At 69.1% G+C, this 19,933-nt stretch carries 22 protein-coding genes; 6 read left to right on the top strand and 16 right to left on the bottom strand.

Annotated elements, in window-relative coordinates; all coding sequences use genetic code 11:
- Positions 1 to 3: 3 nt before the first annotated feature.
- The gene (locus QMO14_RS14825) at positions 4 to 384 is read right to left on the bottom strand and encodes an alpha/beta hydrolase (protein ID WP_301507968.1); all 381 of its coding nucleotides are present in this window, start codon (positions 382 to 384) and stop codon (positions 4 to 6) included.
- A 115-nt stretch (positions 385 to 499) separates the two neighbouring features.
- Positions 500 to 2,188, bottom strand: a complete 1,689-nt coding sequence (locus tag QMO14_RS14820; RefSeq protein ID WP_301507967.1) for an adenylate/guanylate cyclase domain-containing protein — start codon at positions 2,186 to 2,188, stop codon at positions 500 to 502.
- Between the two features lie 29 nt (positions 2,189 to 2,217).
- Here QMO14_RS14820 and QMO14_RS14815 point away from each other — a divergent pair, with 29 nt between their 5' ends.
- Positions 2,218 to 2,964, top strand: coding sequence for a Crp/Fnr family transcriptional regulator (locus tag QMO14_RS14815; RefSeq protein WP_301507966.1), 747 nt, complete (start codon positions 2,218 to 2,220; stop codon positions 2,962 to 2,964).
- A 12-nt stretch (positions 2,965 to 2,976) separates the two neighbouring features.
- Here the strand turns inward: QMO14_RS14815 and QMO14_RS14810 are convergent, their stop codons facing one another.
- Both QMO14_RS14810 and QMO14_RS14805 read right to left on the bottom strand, forming a co-directional pair.
- A complete protein-coding gene (locus tag QMO14_RS14810; RefSeq protein WP_301507965.1) occupies positions 2,977 to 3,450 on the bottom strand; it encodes a DoxX family protein in 474 nt (157 codons plus the stop codon).
- 132 nt (positions 3,451 to 3,582) lie between these two features.
- On the bottom strand, positions 3,583 to 4,512 hold the full coding sequence (locus QMO14_RS14805) for a LysR family transcriptional regulator (protein ID WP_301507964.1): 930 nt from the start codon (positions 4,510 to 4,512) through the stop codon (positions 3,583 to 3,585).
- A gap of 178 nt (positions 4,513 to 4,690) precedes the next feature.
- Between QMO14_RS14805 and QMO14_RS14800 the strand changes: the two genes are divergently transcribed.
- Positions 4,691 to 6,289 (top strand): glycosyltransferase family 39 protein, encoded by a 1,599-nt coding sequence (locus QMO14_RS14800; protein WP_301507963.1) that lies wholly within the window; start codon positions 4,691 to 4,693, stop codon positions 6,287 to 6,289.
- Between the two features lie 109 nt (positions 6,290 to 6,398).
- On the opposite strand, the gene QMO14_RS14795 is transcribed toward QMO14_RS14800, so the two are convergent.
- From QMO14_RS14795 to QMO14_RS14780, 4 genes are all read right to left on the bottom strand, one after another.
- On the bottom strand, positions 6,399 to 6,863 hold the full coding sequence (locus QMO14_RS14795; protein WP_301507962.1) for a YbaK/EbsC family protein: 465 nt from the start codon (positions 6,861 to 6,863) through the stop codon (positions 6,399 to 6,401).
- A 64-nt stretch (positions 6,864 to 6,927) separates the two neighbouring features.
- Positions 6,928 to 7,251: an AzlD family protein gene (locus QMO14_RS14790; protein ID WP_192322887.1), complete on the bottom strand. Its 324-nt coding sequence runs from the start codon at positions 7,249 to 7,251 to the stop codon at positions 6,928 to 6,930.
- Entirely contained in the window at positions 7,248 to 7,913 is a 666-nt protein-coding gene (locus QMO14_RS14785) for an AzlC family ABC transporter permease (protein ID WP_301507961.1), read from the bottom strand. Before QMO14_RS14785 ends, QMO14_RS14790 begins: the two co-directional genes overlap by 4 nt.
- 110 nt (positions 7,914 to 8,023) lie before the next feature.
- The gene (locus QMO14_RS14780; RefSeq protein ID WP_301507960.1) at positions 8,024 to 8,917 is read right to left on the bottom strand and encodes an AraC family transcriptional regulator; all 894 of its coding nucleotides are present in this window, start codon (positions 8,915 to 8,917) and stop codon (positions 8,024 to 8,026) included.
- A gap of 170 nt (positions 8,918 to 9,087) precedes the next feature.
- On the opposite strand from QMO14_RS14780, the gene QMO14_RS14775 reads away from it, so the two are divergent.
- The 3 genes from QMO14_RS14775 to QMO14_RS14765 all read left to right on the top strand — a co-directional run bounded on the left by QMO14_RS14775 (position 9,088) and on the right by QMO14_RS14765 (position 11,682).
- Positions 9,088 to 9,789 (top strand): isoprenylcysteine carboxylmethyltransferase family protein, encoded by a 702-nt coding sequence (locus QMO14_RS14775; protein WP_301507959.1) that lies wholly within the window; start codon positions 9,088 to 9,090, stop codon positions 9,787 to 9,789.
- A gap of 188 nt (positions 9,790 to 9,977) precedes the next feature.
- Entirely contained in the window at positions 9,978 to 10,814 is an 837-nt protein-coding gene (locus QMO14_RS14770) for an intradiol ring-cleavage dioxygenase (protein ID WP_301507958.1), read from the top strand.
- A 109-nt stretch (positions 10,815 to 10,923) separates the two neighbouring features.
- On the top strand, positions 10,924 to 11,682 hold the full coding sequence (locus tag QMO14_RS14765; RefSeq protein ID WP_301507957.1) for a sulfite exporter TauE/SafE family protein: 759 nt from the start codon (positions 10,924 to 10,926) through the stop codon (positions 11,680 to 11,682).
- 15 nt (positions 11,683 to 11,697) lie between these two features.
- On the opposite strand, the gene QMO14_RS14760 is transcribed toward QMO14_RS14765, so the two are convergent.
- The 5 genes from QMO14_RS14760 to QMO14_RS14740 all read right to left on the bottom strand — a co-directional run bounded on the left by QMO14_RS14760 (position 11,698) and on the right by QMO14_RS14740 (position 15,075).
- The gene (locus tag QMO14_RS14760) at positions 11,698 to 12,057 is read right to left on the bottom strand and encodes a DUF1428 domain-containing protein (protein ID WP_301507956.1); all 360 of its coding nucleotides are present in this window, start codon (positions 12,055 to 12,057) and stop codon (positions 11,698 to 11,700) included.
- A 70-nt stretch (positions 12,058 to 12,127) separates the two neighbouring features.
- A complete protein-coding gene (locus QMO14_RS14755; protein ID WP_301507955.1) occupies positions 12,128 to 13,594 on the bottom strand; it encodes a DHA2 family efflux MFS transporter permease subunit in 1,467 nt (488 codons plus the stop codon).
- 34 nt (positions 13,595 to 13,628) lie between these two features.
- Complete coding sequence (locus tag QMO14_RS14750; RefSeq protein ID WP_007833153.1) at positions 13,629 to 14,048, bottom strand: VOC family protein; 420 nt, start codon at positions 14,046 to 14,048, stop codon at positions 13,629 to 13,631.
- Positions 14,049 to 14,066: 18 nt separating this feature from the next.
- The gene (locus QMO14_RS14745; protein WP_301507954.1) at positions 14,067 to 14,594 is read right to left on the bottom strand and encodes an SRPBCC family protein; all 528 of its coding nucleotides are present in this window, start codon (positions 14,592 to 14,594) and stop codon (positions 14,067 to 14,069) included.
- Positions 14,595 to 14,637: 43 nt separating this feature from the next.
- The gene (locus QMO14_RS14740) at positions 14,638 to 15,075 is read right to left on the bottom strand and encodes a VOC family protein (protein WP_301507953.1); all 438 of its coding nucleotides are present in this window, start codon (positions 15,073 to 15,075) and stop codon (positions 14,638 to 14,640) included.
- 131 nt (positions 15,076 to 15,206) lie between these two features.
- Here QMO14_RS14740 and QMO14_RS14735 point away from each other — a divergent pair, with 131 nt between their 5' ends.
- Complete coding sequence (locus tag QMO14_RS14735) at positions 15,207 to 15,860, top strand: TetR/AcrR family transcriptional regulator (protein WP_301507952.1); 654 nt, start codon at positions 15,207 to 15,209, stop codon at positions 15,858 to 15,860.
- Between the two features lie 15 nt (positions 15,861 to 15,875).
- Here QMO14_RS14735 and QMO14_RS14730 read toward each other — a convergent pair whose 3' ends face one another.
- From QMO14_RS14730 to QMO14_RS14720, 3 genes are read right to left on the bottom strand one after another with little or no spacing between them, the layout of a single operon-like run.
- Positions 15,876 to 16,370, bottom strand: a complete 495-nt coding sequence (locus tag QMO14_RS14730; RefSeq protein ID WP_301507951.1) for a MarR family winged helix-turn-helix transcriptional regulator — start codon at positions 16,368 to 16,370, stop codon at positions 15,876 to 15,878.
- 46 nt (positions 16,371 to 16,416) lie between these two features.
- Positions 16,417 to 18,165 carry an acyl-CoA dehydrogenase family protein gene (locus tag QMO14_RS14725; RefSeq protein WP_301507950.1) on the bottom strand — a complete coding sequence of 583 codons (1,749 nt, stop codon included), beginning with the start codon at positions 18,163 to 18,165 and terminating at the stop codon, positions 16,417 to 16,419.
- Positions 18,166 to 18,190: 25 nt separating this feature from the next.
- A complete protein-coding gene (locus QMO14_RS14720; protein WP_301508023.1) occupies positions 18,191 to 19,873 on the bottom strand; it encodes a tannase/feruloyl esterase family alpha/beta hydrolase in 1,683 nt (560 codons plus the stop codon).
- Between the last annotated feature and the right edge of the window lie 60 nt (positions 19,874 to 19,933).

The raw sequence follows: 19,933 nt of genomic DNA, 5'->3' as shown, positions 1-19,933 counted from the left end.
GCGTCAGGGGCGTGCCGCGCTGGGCAGGCTGGCCTGCCGCGTGAACGAGACGCCGGGCTTCCTGTAGGCGGCAGGCACTTCGTCGCGGTAGAAGGCGCGGCGGTCCAGGCTTTGCAGCGGGTTGTTGGCGGCGGCCACGGCCTGCTCGCGCACGGTGCTGCGATCGAGCGTGGACTTGAAGGCCACGGCGCCTTCGGCGGCGGTGTCCGAATAGGGATTGCCTTCGCGCGTCGCGGCCACGGCTTCGGCCTTCACGTCGTTGCGGCTGGCGGAGGAGGTGACGGCATGGACGCCGTCATAGGTTTCGGCGTGCGCACCGGCGGCGCCGAGCATGGCGAAGGCTGCGGCGAGGGCGGAAGCGGCGATGCGTTGCTTGTTGTTCATTGCGGGAGTCCCTTTGATTCCTGGTGGGCGACGGACATTCGTCGTTGCCACGCATGCAGTTTGAAACTGCTGCGCGATGGACGCTGTGCGTTTGCGCACCGCTATCGGCGATTGGTCAGAGACAGGAGGCCGCCGCGTGCTGTCCGTAGAGCACCACGAGCGGCTCGGAGCGGCCGCGCACCGTGAGCGTTTCGGCCGCGCCCATGGCGTGCGCGACGCCGGCCTTCTCGGCAGCGAACAACGACACAACGAGGCGCGAGGCGGCAGTCTTCGAATGGTCCTGCAGCCGGCTCGCGGTGTTGACCACTTCGCCGATGGCGGTGAATGTGGTGGTTTCCAGGTAGCCCACCTCGCCGACCGCCGCGCGGCCCGCATGCAGGCCCATGCCGAACTCCAGCCGCTGTCCGAATTGCGCCTCGAAGCCTTCGCTCCATGCGTCCATGCGCTGGCCGATCAGCTCCGTCGCCCGCAACGCCTGCCTGCAGGCGGTGGGCAGGTCGCAGTCGAGACCGAAGATCGCCATCACGCTGTCGCCGATGAACTGGTTGGGCACGCCGCCGCTCTCGCGCACCGCCGCGCCCACGGTGGCGAAGTAGCGGTCGAGCACGTAGGCCAGGTCGAAGGGCCACTGCCGCTCCGACAGGCCCGACCAGCGCCGCAGGTCGACGAAGAGGATGGCCACGTCGCGCTCGCGCCCGAAGCTGCCGACCGGCGCGGGCCGGCCCTCGTTGGGCAGCGGCGCGAACAGCGGCGTGACCTCGATGTCGCCGCGCGGGCGCAACTGGCAGGCCAGCCGCACGTCGGCCGGCGCGCGCACCCGCTCGAGCGTGCGCCGCTCGTCGCGGCCCGGCTCGCCGATGTGGTCGGCCGGGCCGGCCACGCGCACCCGGCAGGTGGAGCAGCGCGCGCGACCGCCGCAGATGGAGACGTGGTCGATGCCGTGGGAGCGGCTCGCCTCCAGCACGCTCCAGCCATGCGGAACATGCACCGTGCGGCCGGGGTAGCGCAGCGCCACCTGCGGCTGGCGCGACCAGCGCGCAAGTCCGTTGCGGCCCCAGCGCGCCGCCAGCAGCGCGACCAGCGCCAGCCCGTAGCCCCACTTGATCGCGTTCTCGGCCATGCCCAGCGCCTTGCCCTGTTCGGCCGTGGGCAGGGCGGTCGGCGGCACGCCGGTCCACTGGAACTCGCGCCCCATCGAGACGAAGCCCATCGCGGCGGTCAGCGGCAGCACCACCGCGACGGCCAGCAGCAAATGAGAGAAGCGTCGCCACACCGGCTTGGCCCGCAGCGCGAAGTGCAGGCCCAGGCAGCCGTGGGTCCAGGCCGCCAGCATCATCAGCAGCTGCGCGGCGGCGCCCTGCCAGTCCCACAGGCCCCAGACCACGCGCACGTACGAGCCCTCGATGCCGTAAGCCAGGTAGGCGCCGCGCATGGCCGTGAGGTGCGTGGCCAGCAGCAGCGGCAGCGCGAAGCCCAGCGACACGCGCAGGCCTTCGAGCGCGGGCATGCGCAGGGTGCGCCGTTCCCAGAGGGCGATCGCCGCCAGCGCCAGGTGCGCGGTGGCAGCGCTGTACAGCAGCGCGGTGCCCGCAAGCGTGTGCCAGAAGGCCTGCACGCCGCGCAGCACGGTTTCGGCGGCGGCAAAGGAATAGATGCCCAGCGAATGGTTCAGCAGGTGCACCGTGACGTAGGCCATCAGCACCAGCCCGCTCGCCCAGCGGAGATTGCGCCGCGTGGGCGGTCTCAGCGAAAAGGCGGCGGCAGATGTTGCGTCAGGGGGGGCGTCAGTGGAACGTCTGGCCATGAACGGGTTCGAAGCGGCACCCGAGCATAATGCGCGCGCCCCTACCGTCCCCCGGCATGGCCAAATCCGAACCTACCCCCCGCTCCAGCCTCGCGCTGCGCCAGATCGCGCTGCTCGAAGGCCTTTCCGACCAGCGGCTGGACCTGCTGGCCCAGCAATGCCTGTGGCACAGCGTGGAGGCCGGCAAGCCCCTGCTGCTGCGCGCCGAGCAGCAGGGCGAGGTGTTCCTGCTGGTCTCGGGCCGGGTGCGGGTGACGACCTATTCGGCCAACGGCCGGCAGGTGACCTTCCGCGATTCCGAAGCCGGCGAGCACTTCGGCGACATTTCCGCCATTGACGGCGGCCCGCGCTCCGCCGACGTTGTCACGCTCGAACCCAGCGTGGTCGCCAGCCTCGACCGCGCTTCATTCATGGCCCTTTTGCGCGACGAGCCCCTGGTGGCCGGCCGGGTGATGCTGCGGCTGGCCTCTCTGGTGCGGCAGCTTTCCGAGCGCGTGATCGACCTGAGCACCCTCGGCGTGCAGAACCGGCTGCATGCCGAACTGCTGCGCCTGGCCCGCGCCGCCGGCGTGGAGGGCAACCAGGCCCGGCTCGACCCGGCGCCCAGGCATGCGGCGCTGGCCAGCCAGATCAGCACCAACCGCKAGCAGGTGACCCGCGAGCTCAACGTGCTGGCGCGCAGCGGCGTGCTGCGCAAGGACGACAAGGCCCTTCTGGTCGCCGACGTGGCCCGCCTGGAGGCGATGGTTTCGCAGGTCAGGGGCGACGCCGGCTGAGCCTCGGGGCGATCAGTTCCAGCGGCCCTTGGTGCCGCCGAGAGAGAAGCGGCCGGCGCCCAGCAGCACCACGGTCAGCGCGCCGAACAGGTACAGGCCCTGCAGTTCCAGCGCCCAGCCGCCCTGCTTGGTCATGGCGAACAGGTCGGCCATGTGCACCAGGCCGAAGGCCACCAGCATGTTGATGACGACCACGCCCGCGGCGGCGCGGGTGTAAATGCCCGCGATCATCAGCAGCGGCGCGACGATCTCGCCGACGTACACCAGGTAGGCGATCCCACCCGGCAGCCCGGACTTGGCCAGCATGCCGGCGATGAAGCCCACGCCGGCCGACAGCTTGAAGATGCCGTGCAGCAGCACCAGGAAGCCGACCGTCACGCGGATCAGCAGCTTTCCGGAATCGTCCAGCGTGGAGGGGGAGAGGGCGGACAGCGGCGACGCGATCGGCGCACGCGGGGTGTTGGCGGCGGTGGCCTGGGTGTTCATGGCAGATCCTTGCAGGGTGGAAACGGTGGGTCCGCCGCGGAATGCGACGGTTGCGGTTCCAGTGTGCGGGGCTGCGGAAATGCGGAATGTGCGTTTACGCACATGTTTTGGTGAACGGCCTCCGGGGCCGGGTCAGTGGAGGCCGAAGTGCGTCGTCCACTTGCGCTCGTAGTCCATCTTCCGGAAATGCGCCGCCATGAAGTCGATGAAGCTGCGCACCTTGGCCGACAGGTGCTTGCGGCTGGGGTAGGCCAGGTTGATCGTCAGGTGYGGCAGGTCCCAGTCGTCCAGCGTGGGCACCAGCCGGCCGGCCACGATGTCGTCGTAGACGATGTAGGTGGGCTGCACCAGGATGCCCATGCCGTCGAGCGCGGCGGCGCGCAGCACCTGCCCGTCGTTCGACTCCAGCAGGCCTGTGACCGACACCGTCTGCGTCTCCTTTCCGCGACGAAAGCGCAGTTCGTTCGGGTTGTTGGCGTGGGTATAGATCAGCAGCTTGTGCTGTTTCAGCTCGTCCAGCGTCTTCGGAAAACCGTGCTGTGCGAAGTAGCGCGGCGAGGCCGCGAGGAGGCGCCGCGTCTCGCCGAGCCGGCGGATGGTCACGTTCGAGTCGGGCTCGAACTCGCGGGTGCGGATCGCCACGTCGATGTTGTTGTCGATCAGGTCGAAGTAGCGGTTGGCCGCCTCCACGTGCACCGTCACGCCCGGGTAGCGGTCGGTGTACTCGCGCAGCAGCGGCGCGATGTGGTGGATGGAGAACGACAGCGAGGCCGTGACGCGCAGCGTGCCCGTCGGGTTGAGCGCGGTGGCGTTCACCGCCGATTCGGCATCCGACAGGTCGGCCAGGATGGTGCGGGCGCGGCCGCAGAACTCGCGGCCGGTGTCGGTGAGGTACAGCCGGCGCGTGTTGCGCTCGACCAGCCGCGCGCCCAGCCGGGCTTCCAGCGCGCTCAGGTGGCGGCTCGCGGCCGCGTTCGAGAGGCCCAGCGCCTCGGCCGCTCGGCTCAGGCTGCCGGCATCGGCGATCTGCACGAGCAGGGCGATTTCGGTCCAGCGGTCCATGGGGTGTGTCTCCGGGGCTTGCCTGCGTGCGCGGTCTTGTCGGGCCGATCCAGGGCCAATCCTGGGCCGGCCGGGCCCCGGACGCCTGCAGGCAGGCTGGCGATTCTATGTGGCGGGGAGCGCGGGCAGAGCGGGTTGGTCAGGTGCCGTTAGGACTACAGCTTTACAAAGGGAGGCAATGAATTCCCGGCTGATCCCGCCCGGCACCCGTCCGGCGCCCGCGTTCGCGCGGCATCTTTCCCTGAATGGCGTGGTCGTCGTCGCGTTGCTGGCGCTGGTGGTGCTGTGGACGCTGCCCATGGCAACGTTCTACGAGACGCCGCCTTGGGACAACGTCGAGGAGCTCTTCTGGGGCGGCAGCCCGCAGTGGGGCTACTACAAGCACCCGCCGCTGCCGAGCTGGCTGATCGGCCTGCCGGTCTTGCTGGCCGGCCGCCAGCCCTGGCTGACCTATGCCGCCGGCGTGGGCTGCGGCGTGGGCGCGCTCTACATCATGTGGCGCTGGTCGCTGGGCATGATGTCGCCGATGCGGGCGGCGCTCGCGGTGCTGCTCGGCTCGCTCGTGACCTACCACGTGCAGCGCGCGACCATCTTCAACCACAACACGGTGCAGCTGCTGCCGATGGCGGGCTACTGGTGGATGCTCTGGCGCGTGCTGCGCACGCCTTCGGCAGGCGGTCGCTTCGACTGGCTCTGGCTGGGCGTGTTCGCGGCGCTGTCGATGCTCACCAAGTACAGCGCGCTGGTGCAGTTCGCGGTGGGCGCGGGCTTCATCGCCCGCGAGGGCTCGTGGCGCGACGCGCGCGTGCGCCGCGACCTGCTGCGCGCGAGCGGCGTGGCGCTGCTGCTGATGGCGCCTCACCTTGCATGGCTGGTGCAGCACGGCGACCAGACCATCGGCTACGCGCGGCACTCGGTGCATCCGTCGGGTCCGCTGCTGAAGCATGTGCACCCGAGGCCGCTTCGCATCCTGCTGGTGCAGGTTGCGCGCCTGTCGCCGATGCTGCTGTTCGTCGCGTGGGCCTGGTTCACGCGCGAGCGCACTCCGGTGCCACCAAAGACGCGGCAGAACGGCTTCGACCGCCGCTTCCTCGCCTGGGCCACCTTCGGGCCGGTGTGCCTGGTGCTGGCGATGTCGGTGCTCTTCAACATGCGCCTCGTGGCTTCGTGGCTCAGTACCTTCTTCCTGCCGGTCGCCGTGTGGGCGGTGATGGTGGTACCGGGCCTCGAAGCCGAGCGCTGGACGCGCCGCCGATGGACGGGCACGCTCGTTGTTGCCGCCGTGCTTCACGTCGCCGGCTCCTTCGGCCAGGCCTGGGTCGATGGCGTCTGGAGCGCGCGGCATGGCTATATCACCCGCGCCAATCTGCCATCGGGGCAGATCGCCGAAGCCGTCCAGGCCGTATGGCGCGAGCGCGCCGGCGAACGTCCGCTGCGGCTGATGGTGGGCGACACCTGGTTCACCGGCGCGGTGGTGCTGCACATGGATCCGGCCGTGCAGCTGCTGATCGACGGCGATCCGCGCACCTCGCCATGGCTGCCGCCCGATGCGCTGGCGCGCGAAGGCGGCATGGTGCTGATCCTCGACACGCCGGAGTTCCGCTCCGAGGGCGCGCTGCTGGAGCCGCTGCTGGCCACCGCCAGCTGCAGCGGCAGCCTGCGCCTGCCCTGGGCGGGCGAAGACGACGCGCGCAGCGTGCGGGTGCGCTGGGGCATCCTGCCGGGCGGCGATTTGCAGGAAGAGCTGCGGAGCTGCCTGCCGGCGGGCTCGCCCTGATGGCTCCGGGAAATCTCCTGGACTCGGACGCGGCCGACCCGTTGACTCCGGCGGCCACCCGAAGAGCCGCGACCGATACCGCTGGACTCAGTCCGGAAAATGCGAGCGATCACCGCTTGACGAGATCGTGCAGCGCACAGCGACTTACCCGGACAAGTTCGGCACTGCAAATCTGCAGGGTCGAATCATTGCGCCCCGTGCCGCAATAGATCGTTTCCATTGCCGTCACTCCCGAATCGACGACTACCCGTGCCCCGTTGATCGGCAAGGGTACGACGCCTCCCGGGACCATCGCGAGGAACTGTGCCAGTTCCATGTCCGTTGCCATGTGGAGATCCGCTCTCCTCACGCCAAGTGCATCGGCGATCTTCTTGTAGTCCGCGCGCTCGGCCGCTCGCATGGCGGCAATCGCGTAGCGATCGCCCGGCAGGCGGAAGGCCAGGCTCTTGACCATTGCGTCGGGATCGAAGGGAAGCAGGCGCTGCGCTTCAGCGAAGCTCACCACGGCGTCGTGGTCGTGCACTTCGAAGATCGCATCGCTCGACGTCAGGAAGGAATGTATGGCCGGGCTCATCGCATCCAGGGTATCGAGGAACCGGGAAGCCGATCCGAGCCGTTGTTGCCGTACTCGCGCACACTCATGGCGCACCTGCCATGCCGAGGCCAAGACGCAGCACGGCCACCGCAACGACGCCCACCAGGATCGTTCCGAGAAGCGGAAGGCGGACCGAGGCCACCGCCGCCAGCAGGCCCGCCAGCGTTTCCGGCCAGCCGGTGACCAGCAGGGTCGGCGCGATGATCGTGACGAACATGACGGGCGGTATGGCATCCAGGGCTGCTTTCGCGCGGCCGCGGACGGCGAACCGATCCCCGCGCACCAACAGCATGCCGGCGACCCGGGTGAGATAGGTGACGACGGCCATCGCCGCGATCGCCTCGAGGGTTGTCGCGTGGAACGTCATGCGGGCTGCGGCTCCTGTGCTTGCTCCGGCCGCGCCGCGAAGTAGGCCACCGCGATGCCGGCCATGGCGCCGGCCATCACGTGCCACGGCGCACCCAGGGTGTGGAACACGGCCGCCGACGACAGGCCGCTGGCGGCGATGGCAAAACCGGTGCGCCGCCACCCCATCCAGAACCTGGCCGTCATGCCGATGAACAAGGCCGCCAGCGCGAAGTCCGCGCCGATCCGCCGGGGATCGCCGAGATAGGCGCCCAGCCACGCGCCGGCCATGGTCGCACCAGCCCACGCGGCCGAGAAGACGAGCGCCAGGCCCATCCAGTAGGACCAGGTGACCGGCAGGCCCGCGCGCGCACGCTGCTCCGCGAATCCCCATGTCGGATCGGTGAGGAAGGCCAGCGCCACGCACATGCGCAGGCGCGTCATGCCGGCTTTCGCGAGCTTCGGAACGAGGGTCAGGCTCATCAGCGCGTGGCGCACATTGATCAGCAAGGTGGACAGCAGGATCGGCCCGAGCCGCGGCCCGTCGTTCGCCCACAGCTGGACCGCCGCGAACTGCGATGCGCCCGCGTTGACGAGCAGGGACATCCATCCGGCCTCCGCGGCCTGGATGCCCTTGGACCTGCACAGGGCTCCGAGCAGCAGGCCGATCGGAACCGCGACCATCACCGCAGGCAGGATGTCCCTTGCGCCTTCGGCGGCTGTGGCGAGCGAGGAGGGTCGGCGATCCGGTGGAGCCGCGGGTGAGGCGGATGAGGCGGGGCCTTCGCGCGGCCTCATTTCGACACCCCGTCCCTGTAGGCGCCAGGTGTCACGCCGACCCTGGCCTTGAAGACGCGTGTCAGGTGGGCCTGGTCCGCAAAGCCGGTTGCCGACGCCACGGCGATCGGCGCTTCTCCCCGGCGCAGGCGGCGCTTTGCCGCCTCGATGCGGCGGCCGACCAGATAGGCGTGCGGTGTGGTCCCCGCTTCATTGCGGAACATGCGGATCAGGTGAAACCGGCTCACGCCGACTTCGCCGGCGAGGTCGGCCAGGCACACGTCGCTCGACGTGGCTTGATCTTCCAGCATCGACTTGACCCTGGACACTCGCTGCTGCTCCCGGCCTCGCGGGGCCTCGGGGCGGAAGCCCTCGGCGTGTCGCTCGAGGCAGCAGGCATAGGCCAGCAGCAGCGCTTCCTCCGTGCCCAGCGACCAGCCGGAGGTCTCCAGTGCCAGGTGCGCGGCCACCAGGCGAGTGGCCGCGGCGGGGTCCCGGATCACCCGGCACCGGAAATGCGGCTGGACTTCATGGCCGGTGATCTCGGCCGCCAGGCGCCGAACGAGCGGCGCGGAAGGGTAAGTCACCCGGTAGCTGTAGCCTGTGTCGTCATGGGGCGTCCCGTCGTGCACGTCTTCCGGGTTGAGCAGCGTCAGGTCTCCCGGGCTGGCGCGATGCCGCGTACCTTGAAGCCACAAGGTGCCGCAGCCCGAGGTGATCGCTCCGATCACGAAAGTCTCGTGCGCATGCAGGGCATAGCGGTGCTTCCTGAAGGTTGCGGTCAGGCAATCCACCCGTTCCTCGCCTGTCATGCACCCCGACGTGAAGAAGCGTGCGTCGTCCCGCAGCGCGTTGCGGGATCGGGGGCCATCAGGCCCGGGTGCTTCTTCATGGTGTCCGTCTTCTCGCATGAAGCCATTCTTGCAGCGCAGGAAACGCCTGTCTTGAAGAAAATTGACATGCCTGATCCGGCATGATGACCACATCATCGAGACCCGCAACGCACGTCATCGGTTCGCGCGCGGCAGCGCAATGACGAAGAAGCGCGCCAGATCGGATGACCCTGGAAGGAGCAGCAGTCATGGAAGCCCCCAGGCAACCGCCATCGATATCACCGCTTGCAGCGATCGCCTATGCGGTCGGCCTGCCGTTGGCCCTGCTCGTCCTGATCTTCCTGCCCGCAGGCTCCATCGGCTGGCGACCTGGTTGGGTGCTCCTTGCAGTGCTGCTCCTCGGGTTCGGCGTCTCGGCACTGGTGCTCGCGCGAGTCAACCCGATGATCTATCGGGCACGCAGCCGCTTCCAGCCGGGGACCAAAGGCTGGGACAAGGCGTTGCTTGCGGTCATCCTGCCGGCGATGGTGGCGATTCTTCCTGTTGCGGCGCTCGATGCCGGGCGTTTTCAGTGGTCGCAAGTGCCGGCCTGGGTTGTAGTGCTGGGGCACGTCGCATTGCTCGCCGGGATCGCAATGACCGCGTGGGCCCAGGCCGTGAATCCTTTCTTCGAGCCCGGCGTTCGAATTCAGTCGGAGCGCCATCAACGCGTGATCGATGTGGGGCCTTATCGGTTCATCCGGCATCCGGGGTATGCCGCGGCGCTCGCATTGTTCTTCGGCATGGCGCTCGCGCTGGGCTCGCTGTGGGCGCTCCTGCCCGCCGCGCTCGCTTCGGCCTTGCTGGTACTGCGAACCTCCTGGGAAGATCGCCTGTTGCAGGCAGAGCTTTCCGGTTACGCGGACTATGCCGGTCGCGTGCGCTGGAGGTTGCTTCCCGGCCTGTGGTGAAAGCGGCCGGAAGCGGTGAGCGCGCCGCATCGATAGCCAGCCAGCCGCAGACGGAACGCCGCCACAGGGCGCACGACCTTTCCGCTGCACGGAAAAATCATTTGCGCCCGGGTGCTTCAACCGGCGCGGCGAGCGGTCTACAGTCTCCCGAAGTCGAAGTTCGACCGGACAACATGGAGACAGCCACGATGCGCAACCTCAACCAGGACAACATCACGCAGGCCGTGCTCGCGCGCTTTGCCGACACGCCGGACCCGCGGCTGCGCGAGATACTGACCAGCCTGGTGCAGCACCTGCACGCCTTCGCGCGCGAGGTGAAGCTCACGGAGGACGAGTGGTTCCAGGGCATCCAGTACCTCACGGCCTCGGGCCGGAAGTGCGATGACAAGCGGCAGGAGTTCATCCTGCTGTCGGACGTGCTGGGGCTTTCGATGCTGACCATCGCGATGAACAACGACAAGCCGGCCGGCTGCACCGAGGCCACGGTCTTCGGCCCCTTCTATTTCGACGGCGCGCCCGAGTACGCGCATGGCGACGACGTGGCCAACGGCGCCGAGGGCGAGCCCTGCGACGTGTTCGCCACCGTGCGCGGGCTCGGCGGCGAGCCGGTGGCGAATGCGGTCGTCGACGTGTGGCAGGCCGACGCGGGCGGCCACTACGACGTGCAGCACGCCGGGCTCGACCATGCGGAGAACCGCGGCACGTTGCGCACCGGGTCCGACGGCTCGCTGCACTTCCGCAGCGTGGTGGCGGTGGCGTACCCGATTCCGGTCGACGGGCCGGTGGGCGACCTGCTGCGCGCGACGAAGCGCCATCCGTGGCGGCCCGCGCACCTGCATTTCAAGATCGAGGCGCCGGGCTACGAGCGGCTCATCACGCACGTGTTCCGCGAAGGCGACGAGTACCTGGATTCGGACGCGGTGTTCGCGGTGCGCCAGTCGCTTGTGGCTCCATGGACGAAGCAGGACAACGGCCGCTGGCGCCTCGACTTCGACTTCGTGCTCAATCCGCTGAAGCAAGGGTAGCGGCCCGCGCCGTGGATGCAGGCCCCTGGCGGGCGCGGCCGGCGCCGTCCTGCTACGCTCGGCAGGCCCGCCGCGATGGCGGGTCTTGTCCGGCTGCTTCCCTCCCTCCATGGCTTTTCCCCTGATCACCGACCCGTACTTCTACGCGGTCGCCATTCCCGCCGTGCTCCTGCTCGGCATCAGCAAGAGCGGCTTCGGCGCGGGCTTCGGCTCGCTCGCGGTGCCGATGATGGCGCTGGCCGTCACCGTGCCGCAGGCGGCGGCCATCCTGATGCCGCTGTTGCTGCTGATGGACGTGCTGGGCCTCGCGGCGTTCCGGCGCGACTTCGACCGCTCGCTGCTGAAGTTCCTGATTCCGTTCGGGCTGCTGGGCACGGTGATCGGCACGCTGCTGTTTCGCATGCTCTCGGCGCACACGGTGGCGGGCATCGTCGGCGTGTTCACGCTGCTTTTCCTGGCGCAGCGGTTGCTCTTTCCGCCCAAGCCCGACGATCCGCTGCCCTCGCGCGGCGTCGGCGCGGTGCTGACGACGGTCTCGGGCTTCACCAGCTTCATCGCGCACGCGGGCGGCCCGCCGATCAACGCCTACGTCATTCCGCTGCGGCTCTCGCCGGTGATCTTCACGGCCACCATGGCCTACTTCTTCTTCGTGGTGAATCTCAGCAAGTGGATTCCCTACGCGTGGCTCGGCCTGCTCGACTTCCGCACGCTGGCCACCTCGCTGGTGCTGATGCCGATCGCGCCCTTCGGCGTGTGGGTCGGCATCCGCATCGCACGGCGCATCGATGCGACGTGGTTCTATCGCTTCGTGTATCTCGGAATGCTGCTCACAGGGCTCAAGCTCGTCTACGACGGGTTCATCGCCTGAGGCCTGCGCGCTGCATCAGAGCTCCACAATGCTTTTGAAGCCGCCGAAGATCATGCGCTTGGCGTCGAAGGGCATGGTCTTGGGGTCCATCGATGCGATGCGCGGGTCGGCCATCACCTTGGCGTTCACCGTGTCGCGGTGCTTGCGCGATTTGTAGGTGATCCACGAGAAGGCCACCGTCTCGTCGGCCTTCTGCTTCACGCTTTGCGGAAACGAGGTCAGCTTGCCGGGCTTCACGTCGTCGGCAATGCACTCGACGTATTCGAGCGCGCCGTATTCCATCCAGACCTTGCCGGCCTTACGCGCCAGCTTGCGGTAAGCCTCGACGTTGGCGGTGGGAATGGCGACGATGAAGCCGTCTACATAACGAGCCATGGTTGTTCTCCTGAATAGTCTGTGGAACCGTTGAAGAAAGAAGACCGGCGGTTGCATGGCGTGTTGCCGCTCATTGCGATGCCGCCGTTCCCTGGGGTGCCGCTGCTTCATCGTTGTTCTGCATCTGCCCCGGCATGGCGGAGCGAAGCAGCAAGGCACCCAGCAGACCCGCCACCGCCGCGAACACGGCGCCGACGAGAAAGGCGAGGTTGTAGCCGCCGGTGAGTGCCAGCGGCAGCTGCGCGCCGGCGGCTTCCATCGACGCGGAGCGCGCGGCCGCCGCGCTGGCCAGGACGGCCAGGCCCAGCGCGCCGCCCATCATGAAGGAGGTGTTGACCACGCCCGAGGCCAGGCCCGAGTCTGTGGGGCTCACCTCGCTCATCGCGGCCAGCAGCACCGGGTTGAAGGCCATGCCCGCGCCCAGGCCCAGCAGCATCATGCCGGGCAGCACGTCGACCACGAAGCTGCCGTTGACCGGCGCCCGCGCGAACAGCGCCAGCCCGATGGCCGCGAGCCACAGCCCCGCCGCCAGCGGCTTGCGGATGCCGAAGCGCATCACGATCTTTGCCGAGAGGCCCAGCGAGAACACCGCCATGATGATGTTGGCCGGCAGGAAGGCCAGGCCGATCTGCATCGGCGTGTAGTTCAGCACCAGCTGCATGTAGAGCGCCGAGATGAAGAACCACGCGAACATGGCCGCGGCCCACAGCACGCCGACCACGTTGGCCACCGACACGCTGCGCAGCCTGAACAGGCCCAGCGGCATCAGTGGATGCTGCACGCGCGACTCGATGGCGATGAAGATCGCCAGCAGCACCACGGCCGCGCCGAGCAGGCCGAGCGTCTGCGTGGAGCCCCAGCCGGCCTCGTTGCCGTTGACCACGCCGTACACCGCGAGCATCAGCGACAGCGTGACGGTGATGGCCCCGGCCACGTCGAGCTTCTCGCCGTGGGCATGGCCGCGCGCGCTGGGCAGCAGCGCCACGCACAGCGCATACACCGCCACGCCGATCGGCAGGTTGACCAGGAAGATCCAGTGCCAGCTCAGCGTGCTCGTGAGCAGGCCGCCCAGCAGCACGCCGATGCTGCCGCCGCCGGCGCACACGAAGCCGTACACGCCCATCGCCTTGGCGCGGTCGGCCGGTTCGGTGAAGAGATTCATGATGAGCGAGAGCGACACGGCGGACACCACCGCCCCGCCCAGGCCCTGCACCGCGCGCGCCGCCACCAGCAGGCCCTGCGAGGTCGAGACCCCGCAGGCCAGCGATGCCAGCGTGAACAGCACCAGGCCCGCGAGGAACACACGGCGGTGGCCGTACAGGTCGCCGAGCCGGCCGCCCAGCAGCAGGAAGCCGCCGAAGGTCAGCATGTAGGCATTCACCACCCAGACCAGCGAGGTCTCGGTGAAGCCCAGGTCGGTGCGGATCGAGGGCAGCGCCACGTTCACGATGGTGGTGTCGAGCACGATCATCAGGACGCCGAGGCACAGCACCATCAATGCGAGCCAGCGCTTGCGGCTGTCGAGTTGGTTGGTCATGGGAAGCGAATTCTTTTGGAAGGGTGGGGACGGCTCAGACCAGCGGCTTGCCGCCGTTGATGAGCCACGGAGTGCCGAAGCGGTCGGTCACCATGCCGAAGCCTTCGACCCAGAAGGTCTTCTCGAAGGGCATTCCGACGTGGCCGCCTTCGGCGAAGGCGTCGAAGACACGGCGGGCCTCGGCCACGGTCTCGATGGTCAGCGCGACGCCGAAGCCCTTCATGCCTTCGTACGGCTGGCCGGGCATGGAGTCGGAGGCCATGAGGATGCCCTGGCCGTAGGCGAGCGAGGCATGCATGATGCGCTTCTTCGCCTCGGGCGGGAACTGCTCGGTGTCGGGCGCTTCGCCGACGGTCATCATCATCTGCATGGTGCCGCCCAGCGTCTTCTCGTAGAAGCGCATGGCCTCGGCTGCGTTGCCGTCGAAGGTGAGGTAGGCGTGGATGTGGGGCATGATTTTTCCTTTCGGGAATTACTTTTCGGTGGCGGCCTTCAGGTTGGCAAGGCCCGTCTCGAAGTCCTTGCCGATCATCTGGTCCATGTTGAAGAAGATGCCCATGAGCTTGGCGACATAGGGACTCGGGCCGTACATGGCCCAGGTGACCTGCGTTGCATTGCCCTGGGGCTGCAGCGTGAATTCGGCGGTGTTGTGGCCCTCGAAGGGCTTGATGAAGTCGAGCTTGATCGCGACCTTCGACGAAGGCGCCGACTCCACGATCTCCATGCGGCCCGCGCCGGCCTTGTCGTTGCCCTCCCAGGCATAGGTCGCGCCCTTGCCGTTCGCACTGCCGCCGAAGCTGCGCTTCATGGCGGGGTCGAGCTTCTCGTAGGGCGACCAGGTGCCCCAGCGGTGGAAGTCGTCGATCAGCGGAAAGATCTTCTCGGCCGGCGCCTCGATGCGCGCGGTGCGCTCGACGCGGAAGGTGTCGGGCCGGGTGGCCGCGAAGATCAGCAGCGCGGCGATCGCGAGCACGACGACGAGGGCGATTTTCTTGAGCATGGCGGGAGCTTTCTCTGGAGATCGGAATGCGGGGAAAGGCCGTTCAGCCCGGCTGCGCAACCACCAGCAGCCAGCCCACGCCGAAGCGGTCGGTCAGCATGCCGAACTTGGAAGTGAAGAAGGTCTGGATCAGCGGCTGCATGACCTGGCCGCCGTCGGCCAGCGCGTCGAACCACTCGACGGCTTCGGCGTCGGTGTTGGCGGTGAGCGCGAGCATGATGCCCTCGAACTTCGGCTGGCCCGAGCAGCGGCCGTCAGAGGCCATCAGCTCGGTTTCGCCGATACGGAACACCGCGTGCATCACTTTCTCGGCATCGGGCGTGCCGCCGGCGCAGCCGGCTTCGGCGTTCTCCGAAGGGGCACCCGCGGGCGCCTCCTTGTAGCGCATGAGCTGGGTGACCTCGGCGCCGAGCGCCTTCCTGTAGAAGCCGAGCGCTTCGTCGCAGCGGCCTTCGAACGAGAGATACGACTGGACTTTCATGACGATTCCTTTGGACTGAAGAGGTGACTCGGAGGCCCCCGGTGTCTCGGGCCGCAAACAATCGGATTACTTTGTGTACACCGTCCACAAAGAATAGCAGAGATAATGGACAGTGTCCACATGGAGTAGCGATGAAGCTCAACAACGTCCCCGAAAGCCTGCCGCCGGCCCGCAGCACCTATCGCCACGGCGATCTGCGCCGGGCGCTGCTGGAAGCAGGCATCGAATTGGCCCGCGACGGCGGTCCCGACGCGGTCGTGTTGCGCGAGGCCACCCGTCGTGCCGGCGTGGTACCCAACGCGGCCTACCGGCACTTCGGCAGCCGGCAGGAACTGCTGCTGGCGGTGCGTGAGGCGGCCCTGGCCGCCGCGGCGCAGGCAATGGAAAAGGAGTTGGCCGCCCAGCCCTGCGACCAGCCCCCCGCCGATTTCGCGCGCGGGCAGGTGCGCGCCATCGGCACCGCCTATCTGCGTTTCGCCCAGGCAGAGCCCGGCCTGTTCCGCACGGCCTTCGTGATTTCCGACGAGGGCAGCGGCGAACTCGGCCCCGGCAAGGCCGGCGCGAGCGGGCTGGACCCGTTCCAACTGCTGGGCAAGGCGATTGACCGGCTGGTGGACGCCGGCGTGCTCGATGCGGCGCGGCGCCCGAACGCCGAGTACTGCGCGTGGAGCGCGGTGCACGGACTGGCGCTGCTCATCATCGACGGGCCGCTGCGCGAGATTCCGCCCGATGCGGCCTACAAGCTGGGCCAGCAGTTGATCGACATGGTCGAGCGAGGCCTCTGAGCCCCGCGGCATCCGCTACAGATAGATCTTCTGCAGCAGCCGTATCAGCGTCTCGCGCTCCCGCGCCGTGAGCTTGGCGCTGGCATCGGCTTCGAGCTGGATCACGGTCTGCTCCGCCTCGCGGATCAGCGCCCCGCCCGAAGCCGTGAGATGCAGCCCGACCGCGCGCCCGTCATGCGGATGAGGGCGGCGCTCTATCAACCCCCGGCTGTCCAGCGTGGCCACCAGGCTCACGAGATTCGGCGGCAGGATGTCCAGCGCATTGCACAACTGCCGTGACGTGGCGCCCGGGTTGTGCGCCAGCAGCGAGAGCACCGAGAAATCGATCTGCTTGAGCCCGTAGGGCGCCATGCGCTCCGCGAAGAAGGCGCTGACGATCAGCCAGGCCCGGCGGGCGTTGTAGCCGACCAGGGTTTCGAGCATGCGTGCGTCGAGCCGGTCGGGCTTGCTGCCTTGCGGCGCCGCGGCCTGCTCGCCTTTGGCGGAAGCGGATTTCGGGTTGGAGGCCATGGCCCGAGCGTAACCCCGCGCGGACGCCCGCGATTGCCCGGAGTGGCTAGTTGGAGACACCGGTGCCGGGCGTAGCTGCATGGGTCAGAGCCACCGTCTCGCAGGCCCGCTTGACGATGCCGAGCCGCATCTCGAATTCCGGCAGCACCCAGCGCCGGAACGCTGCGGCCACGCGAGCCTTCTGCGCATCCTGCGGCGCGGCCGCCTCGATGCGCGCCCAGGCCCAGGCCATCATCGCGAGCATGGTCACGCGCAAGTAGTCGTCGGCCACCTCGTACGGCAGCACCGGGTTGGCATGCGCCGCCATCGCGACGGTGGTGCCCAGGTAGCGCAACTGCGCCAGCCGGCGCTGCACGTCGGCATCGGCCTCGCGCGAGGCGTCCAGCGTGTCGCGCAGCTCCAGCAGCACGGCCGACATGGCGGCGCCGCCGTCGGGCAGCACCTTGCGCACCAGCAGGTCGATGGCCTGGATCTCGTTGGTGCCCTCGTAGATCATCGTCACGCGCGAGTCGCGCACGATCTGCTCGATGCCCCATTCGCGCACGTAGCCATGGCCGCCGAACACCTGCAGGCACTCGCTCGCGCCATGGAAGGCCTGGTGCGTGCACGCGGCCTTGAGCACCGGCGTGACCAGCGAGCACCAGCGCTGGGCGCGCTCGCGGGCCTTGGGGTCGGCGTCGTGCGCGGCCACGTCGAGCATCAGCGCGCTGCGGTAGGCGAGGGTGCGCGCGCCGTCGATCCAGGCGCGCTGCGTGTCGAGAATGCGGCGCACGGCCGGATGCTCGGCGATCAGGTCGGCGCTCTCGCTGCCACGGCTGGCGGGCACGGGGCCGGGCGCGCGCATCTGGCGGCGCTCGGCGGCGTAGGCGTCGGCCTTCTGCCAGGCCGCGTCGAGCAGGCCGATACCCTGCAGCGCCACATGCAGGCGCGCCGAATTCATCATCACGAACATCGCGGCCAGACCGTGGCCGGGCTCGCCGACCAGCCAGCCGGTGGCTTCGTCGAAGCACATGCTGCAGGTGGGGCTGCCGTGCAGGCCCATCTTTTCCTCGATGCGCTCGCAGTGCACCGCGTTGCGCGTGCCGTCGGGCAGCAGCTTGGGCACCAGCGCCAGCGACAGGCCCTTGGGGCCGGCCGGCGCATCGGGCAGCCGGCACAGCACCAGGTGGACGATGTTCGGCGTCAGGTCGTGCTCGCCACCGGAGATGAAGATCTTGCCGCCGCTCAGCCGCAGGCTGCCGTCGGCCTGTGGCACGGCGCGCGTGCGCACCTGGCCGAGGTCGCTGCCTGCGTGGGCCTCGGTGAGGCACATGGTCGCGAGCCATTCGCCGGTCGCGATCTTCTGCAGGTAGCGCTGCTTCAGCTCCTCGCTGCCGTGGTGCTTGAGGCAGGCGTACGCGCCGTGCAGCAGGCCCGGCGCCATCGTGAGGCCATGGTTGGCCGCGGCCAGCCATTCGTAGAGCACGGCCTCGAGCACGGCTGGCAGGCCCTGGCCGCCGTCTTCGGGCGCGGCCGAGAGGGCGGGCCAGCCGCCGTCGACGAAGGCCTGGTACGCATCGCGAAAGCCCGGCGGCGAGACCACTTCGCCGTTGGAGAAACGGCAGCCGGTTTCGTCGCCGCCGCGATTGACCGGCGCGACCACTTCGCCGACGAAGCGCCCGGCCTCCTCGAGCACCTGCGACTGCAGCGCCTCGTCGACTTCGGCAAAGGGCGCGAGCACGGCAAGGCGCGCGGGGGCGTCGAGCACCGCATTCAGCAGGAAGCGGACATCGTCGGGGCGGGGCTGGTAATCCATCGGAGGTTCGGTAGCTAACTGGATATCAGGGTGTGGGCAGCTTGCAGGCGAAGCTGCCCGCGCGCTCGGCATCGCCGCCGGTGTAGGTGGCGACCTGCGGATAGGGGCACAGCGGCCGCGTACGTTGCGCCGACCAGCCGGCCGGCACTTCGGCATTGGGCACCGGCGTGCCCGCGCCGCGTGCCGAGGCGGTGACCGACGTCGGCTCCTTGCCCTGCTCGACCCAGTCGACCAGCGCGCTGAGCATGTCGAACTGGTCGGTGGCCGGCCCGCCCGCGCAGTGGTTCATGCCGGGCACGGGGAAGTAGCGCGTGAACGAGGAGGCATCGCCGCCGTTCGCGGCCTGCACGCGCTCGTACCAGGCCTGCGTGTCGTCGGAGGAGAACACCGGGTCGCTGGTGCCGTGGTAGACGATCATCCGGCCGCCGCGCTCGCGCAGCGCGCTCAGGTTGGCCGCGTCCGGCGGCGTCATGAACGACAGCGCCGATTCGCGGAACACGCCGTCGGCGGCGGCGATGCGCGGCGCGTCGCGGTCCATGTCGAAGTCCAGCGCGAAGGGCAGGCCCTGCGGCCGGTCGGCCAGCGGCGGCGTGCTGAAGATGAAGCCCACTGCGCCCGCGTCGCGCGTCGGCGGGCTCGCGAACTTCCATTCGCGCCAGTTGGCGCCGCTCACGCCCGCATCGAAGGGAAAGCCGCTATAGACCGGCTGGCCCGCGCTGTTGCGCGCGCCCTTGAACACGTTGGCGAGCGCGTTCTTCTGCGGCGCGCTCAGGCACATGCCATCGCGCGTGCCTGCGGCGCAGGTCGGCACGTCGCGCCGGATGTCGAAGCGCGTGCGGCAGGCGTTGACGTCCGACACGATGCCGTCGGCAATGCCGTCGAGCGCGTCGCAGCGCTGCAGCACCTTGTCGGCCACCAGCTTCAGCTCGGCGGGCGTGAAGGCGCTCTGCAGGTCGGGCTGGCCGGCGGGCGTCTTCGCGCTGGCCACCGCCGCGTACTGCTGCGCGCCGTAGAGCTGCGCCACCGCCGCCTTCGGCAGGTTGAAGCCGGGGTCGCCCGCGAGCACGCCATCGTATTGGCCCGCGGAGCGCACGGCGGCCACCATCGCATGCCGGCCGCCGTTGGAGCAGCCGCCGATGTACGAGCGGTCTGGGCCGCGGCCATAGGCCTTGGAAATCAGGTTCTTGGCCATCGGCGTGAGCTGCGCGACGGCGTTGTAGCCGTAGTCCAGCCGCGCCTGCGGATCGAGCCCGAAGCGCGGGCCCATCGAGCCCGCGTGGCCGGCGTCGGAGCTGATGACCGCGAAGCCCATCTGCAGCGCGCTGCTGCGCGGTCCGCCGCCGCCGATGCCGCCGAGCGCGGGCACGACCACGCCGTCGAGCCCGCCGTTGGCCTGGTAGAAGAAGCGGCCGTTCCAGGCGACCGGAAGCCGCATCTCGAAGCCGATGGCATAGCGCTGGCCGTCGACGGGGCTGGTGCGCTCGTTCATGCGGCCCTGCACGAGGCAGTGCGCGGGCGCCGCCATAGCGACGCCGCCGACCGTGACGGTGCCGGCCGGCACCTCGGTGGCCGATGTGTAGACCGTGCCCGGCAGCACCGCGCGGGCGGCGAGGTCGGTGCAGGCCTGCAGCGTGCCGGGGCGCGCGGCGGCCAGCGGCGCATGCGGCGCCGGAGGCGCGTTGGACCGGCTCGCGCAGGCCGCGAGCAGCGCGGCGGCGCCGAGCGCGGTCGCGCACAGGGCAGGGGGGAAGCGGCGCTGTGGCGCTGT

This window comes from Variovorax sp. CAN15 (genome assembly GCF_030462475.1).
In the GTDB taxonomy this organism is placed as follows: Bacteria; Pseudomonadota; Gammaproteobacteria; order Burkholderiales; family Burkholderiaceae_C; genus Variovorax.
Note: the sequence above shows the minus strand (reverse complement) of the source record. Positions and strands in the feature narration are given on the sequence as shown.

Coding starts and splice junctions, on each gene's coding strand:
- QMO14_RS14825 (WP_301507968.1), bottom strand. CDS start 384: ATGAACAACAAGCAACGCATCGCCGCTTCCGCCCTCGCCGCAGCCTTC.
- QMO14_RS14820 (WP_301507967.1), bottom strand. CDS start 2,188: ATGGCCAGACGTTCCACTGACGCCCCCCCTGACGCAACATCTGCCGCC.
- QMO14_RS14810 (WP_301507965.1), bottom strand. CDS start 3,450: ATGAACACCCAGGCCACCGCCGCCAACACCCCGCGTGCGCCGATCGCG.
- QMO14_RS14800 (WP_301507963.1), top strand. CDS start 4,691: ATGAATTCCCGGCTGATCCCGCCCGGCACCCGTCCGGCGCCCGCGTTC.
- QMO14_RS14795 (WP_301507962.1), bottom strand. CDS start 6,863: ATGAGCCCGGCCATACATTCCTTCCTGACGTCGAGCGATGCGATCTTC.
- QMO14_RS14790 (WP_192322887.1), bottom strand. CDS start 7,251: ATGACGTTCCACGCGACAACCCTCGAGGCGATCGCGGCGATGGCCGTC.
- QMO14_RS14785 (WP_301507961.1), bottom strand. CDS start 7,913: ATGGTCGCGGTTCCGATCGGCCTGCTGCTCGGAGCCCTGTGCAGGTCC.
- QMO14_RS14780 (WP_301507960.1), bottom strand. CDS start 8,917: ATGCGAGAAGACGGACACCATGAAGAAGCACCCGGGCCTGATGGCCCC.
- QMO14_RS14775 (WP_301507959.1), top strand. CDS start 9,088: ATGGAAGCCCCCAGGCAACCGCCATCGATATCACCGCTTGCAGCGATC.
- QMO14_RS14770 (WP_301507958.1), top strand. CDS start 9,978: ATGCGCAACCTCAACCAGGACAACATCACGCAGGCCGTGCTCGCGCGC.
- QMO14_RS14765 (WP_301507957.1), top strand. CDS start 10,924: ATGGCTTTTCCCCTGATCACCGACCCGTACTTCTACGCGGTCGCCATT.
- QMO14_RS14760 (WP_301507956.1), bottom strand. CDS start 12,057: ATGGCTCGTTATGTAGACGGCTTCATCGTCGCCATTCCCACCGCCAAC.
- QMO14_RS14755 (WP_301507955.1), bottom strand. CDS start 13,594: ATGACCAACCAACTCGACAGCCGCAAGCGCTGGCTCGCATTGATGGTG.
- QMO14_RS14750 (WP_007833153.1), bottom strand. CDS start 14,048: ATGCCCCACATCCACGCCTACCTCACCTTCGACGGCAACGCAGCCGAG.
- QMO14_RS14745 (WP_301507954.1), bottom strand. CDS start 14,594: ATGCTCAAGAAAATCGCCCTCGTCGTCGTGCTCGCGATCGCCGCGCTG.
- QMO14_RS14740 (WP_301507953.1), bottom strand. CDS start 15,075: ATGAAAGTCCAGTCGTATCTCTCGTTCGAAGGCCGCTGCGACGAAGCG.
- QMO14_RS14735 (WP_301507952.1), top strand. CDS start 15,207: ATGAAGCTCAACAACGTCCCCGAAAGCCTGCCGCCGGCCCGCAGCACC.
- QMO14_RS14730 (WP_301507951.1), bottom strand. CDS start 16,370: ATGGCCTCCAACCCGAAATCCGCTTCCGCCAAAGGCGAGCAGGCCGCG.
- QMO14_RS14725 (WP_301507950.1), bottom strand. CDS start 18,165: ATGGATTACCAGCCCCGCCCCGACGATGTCCGCTTCCTGCTGAATGCG.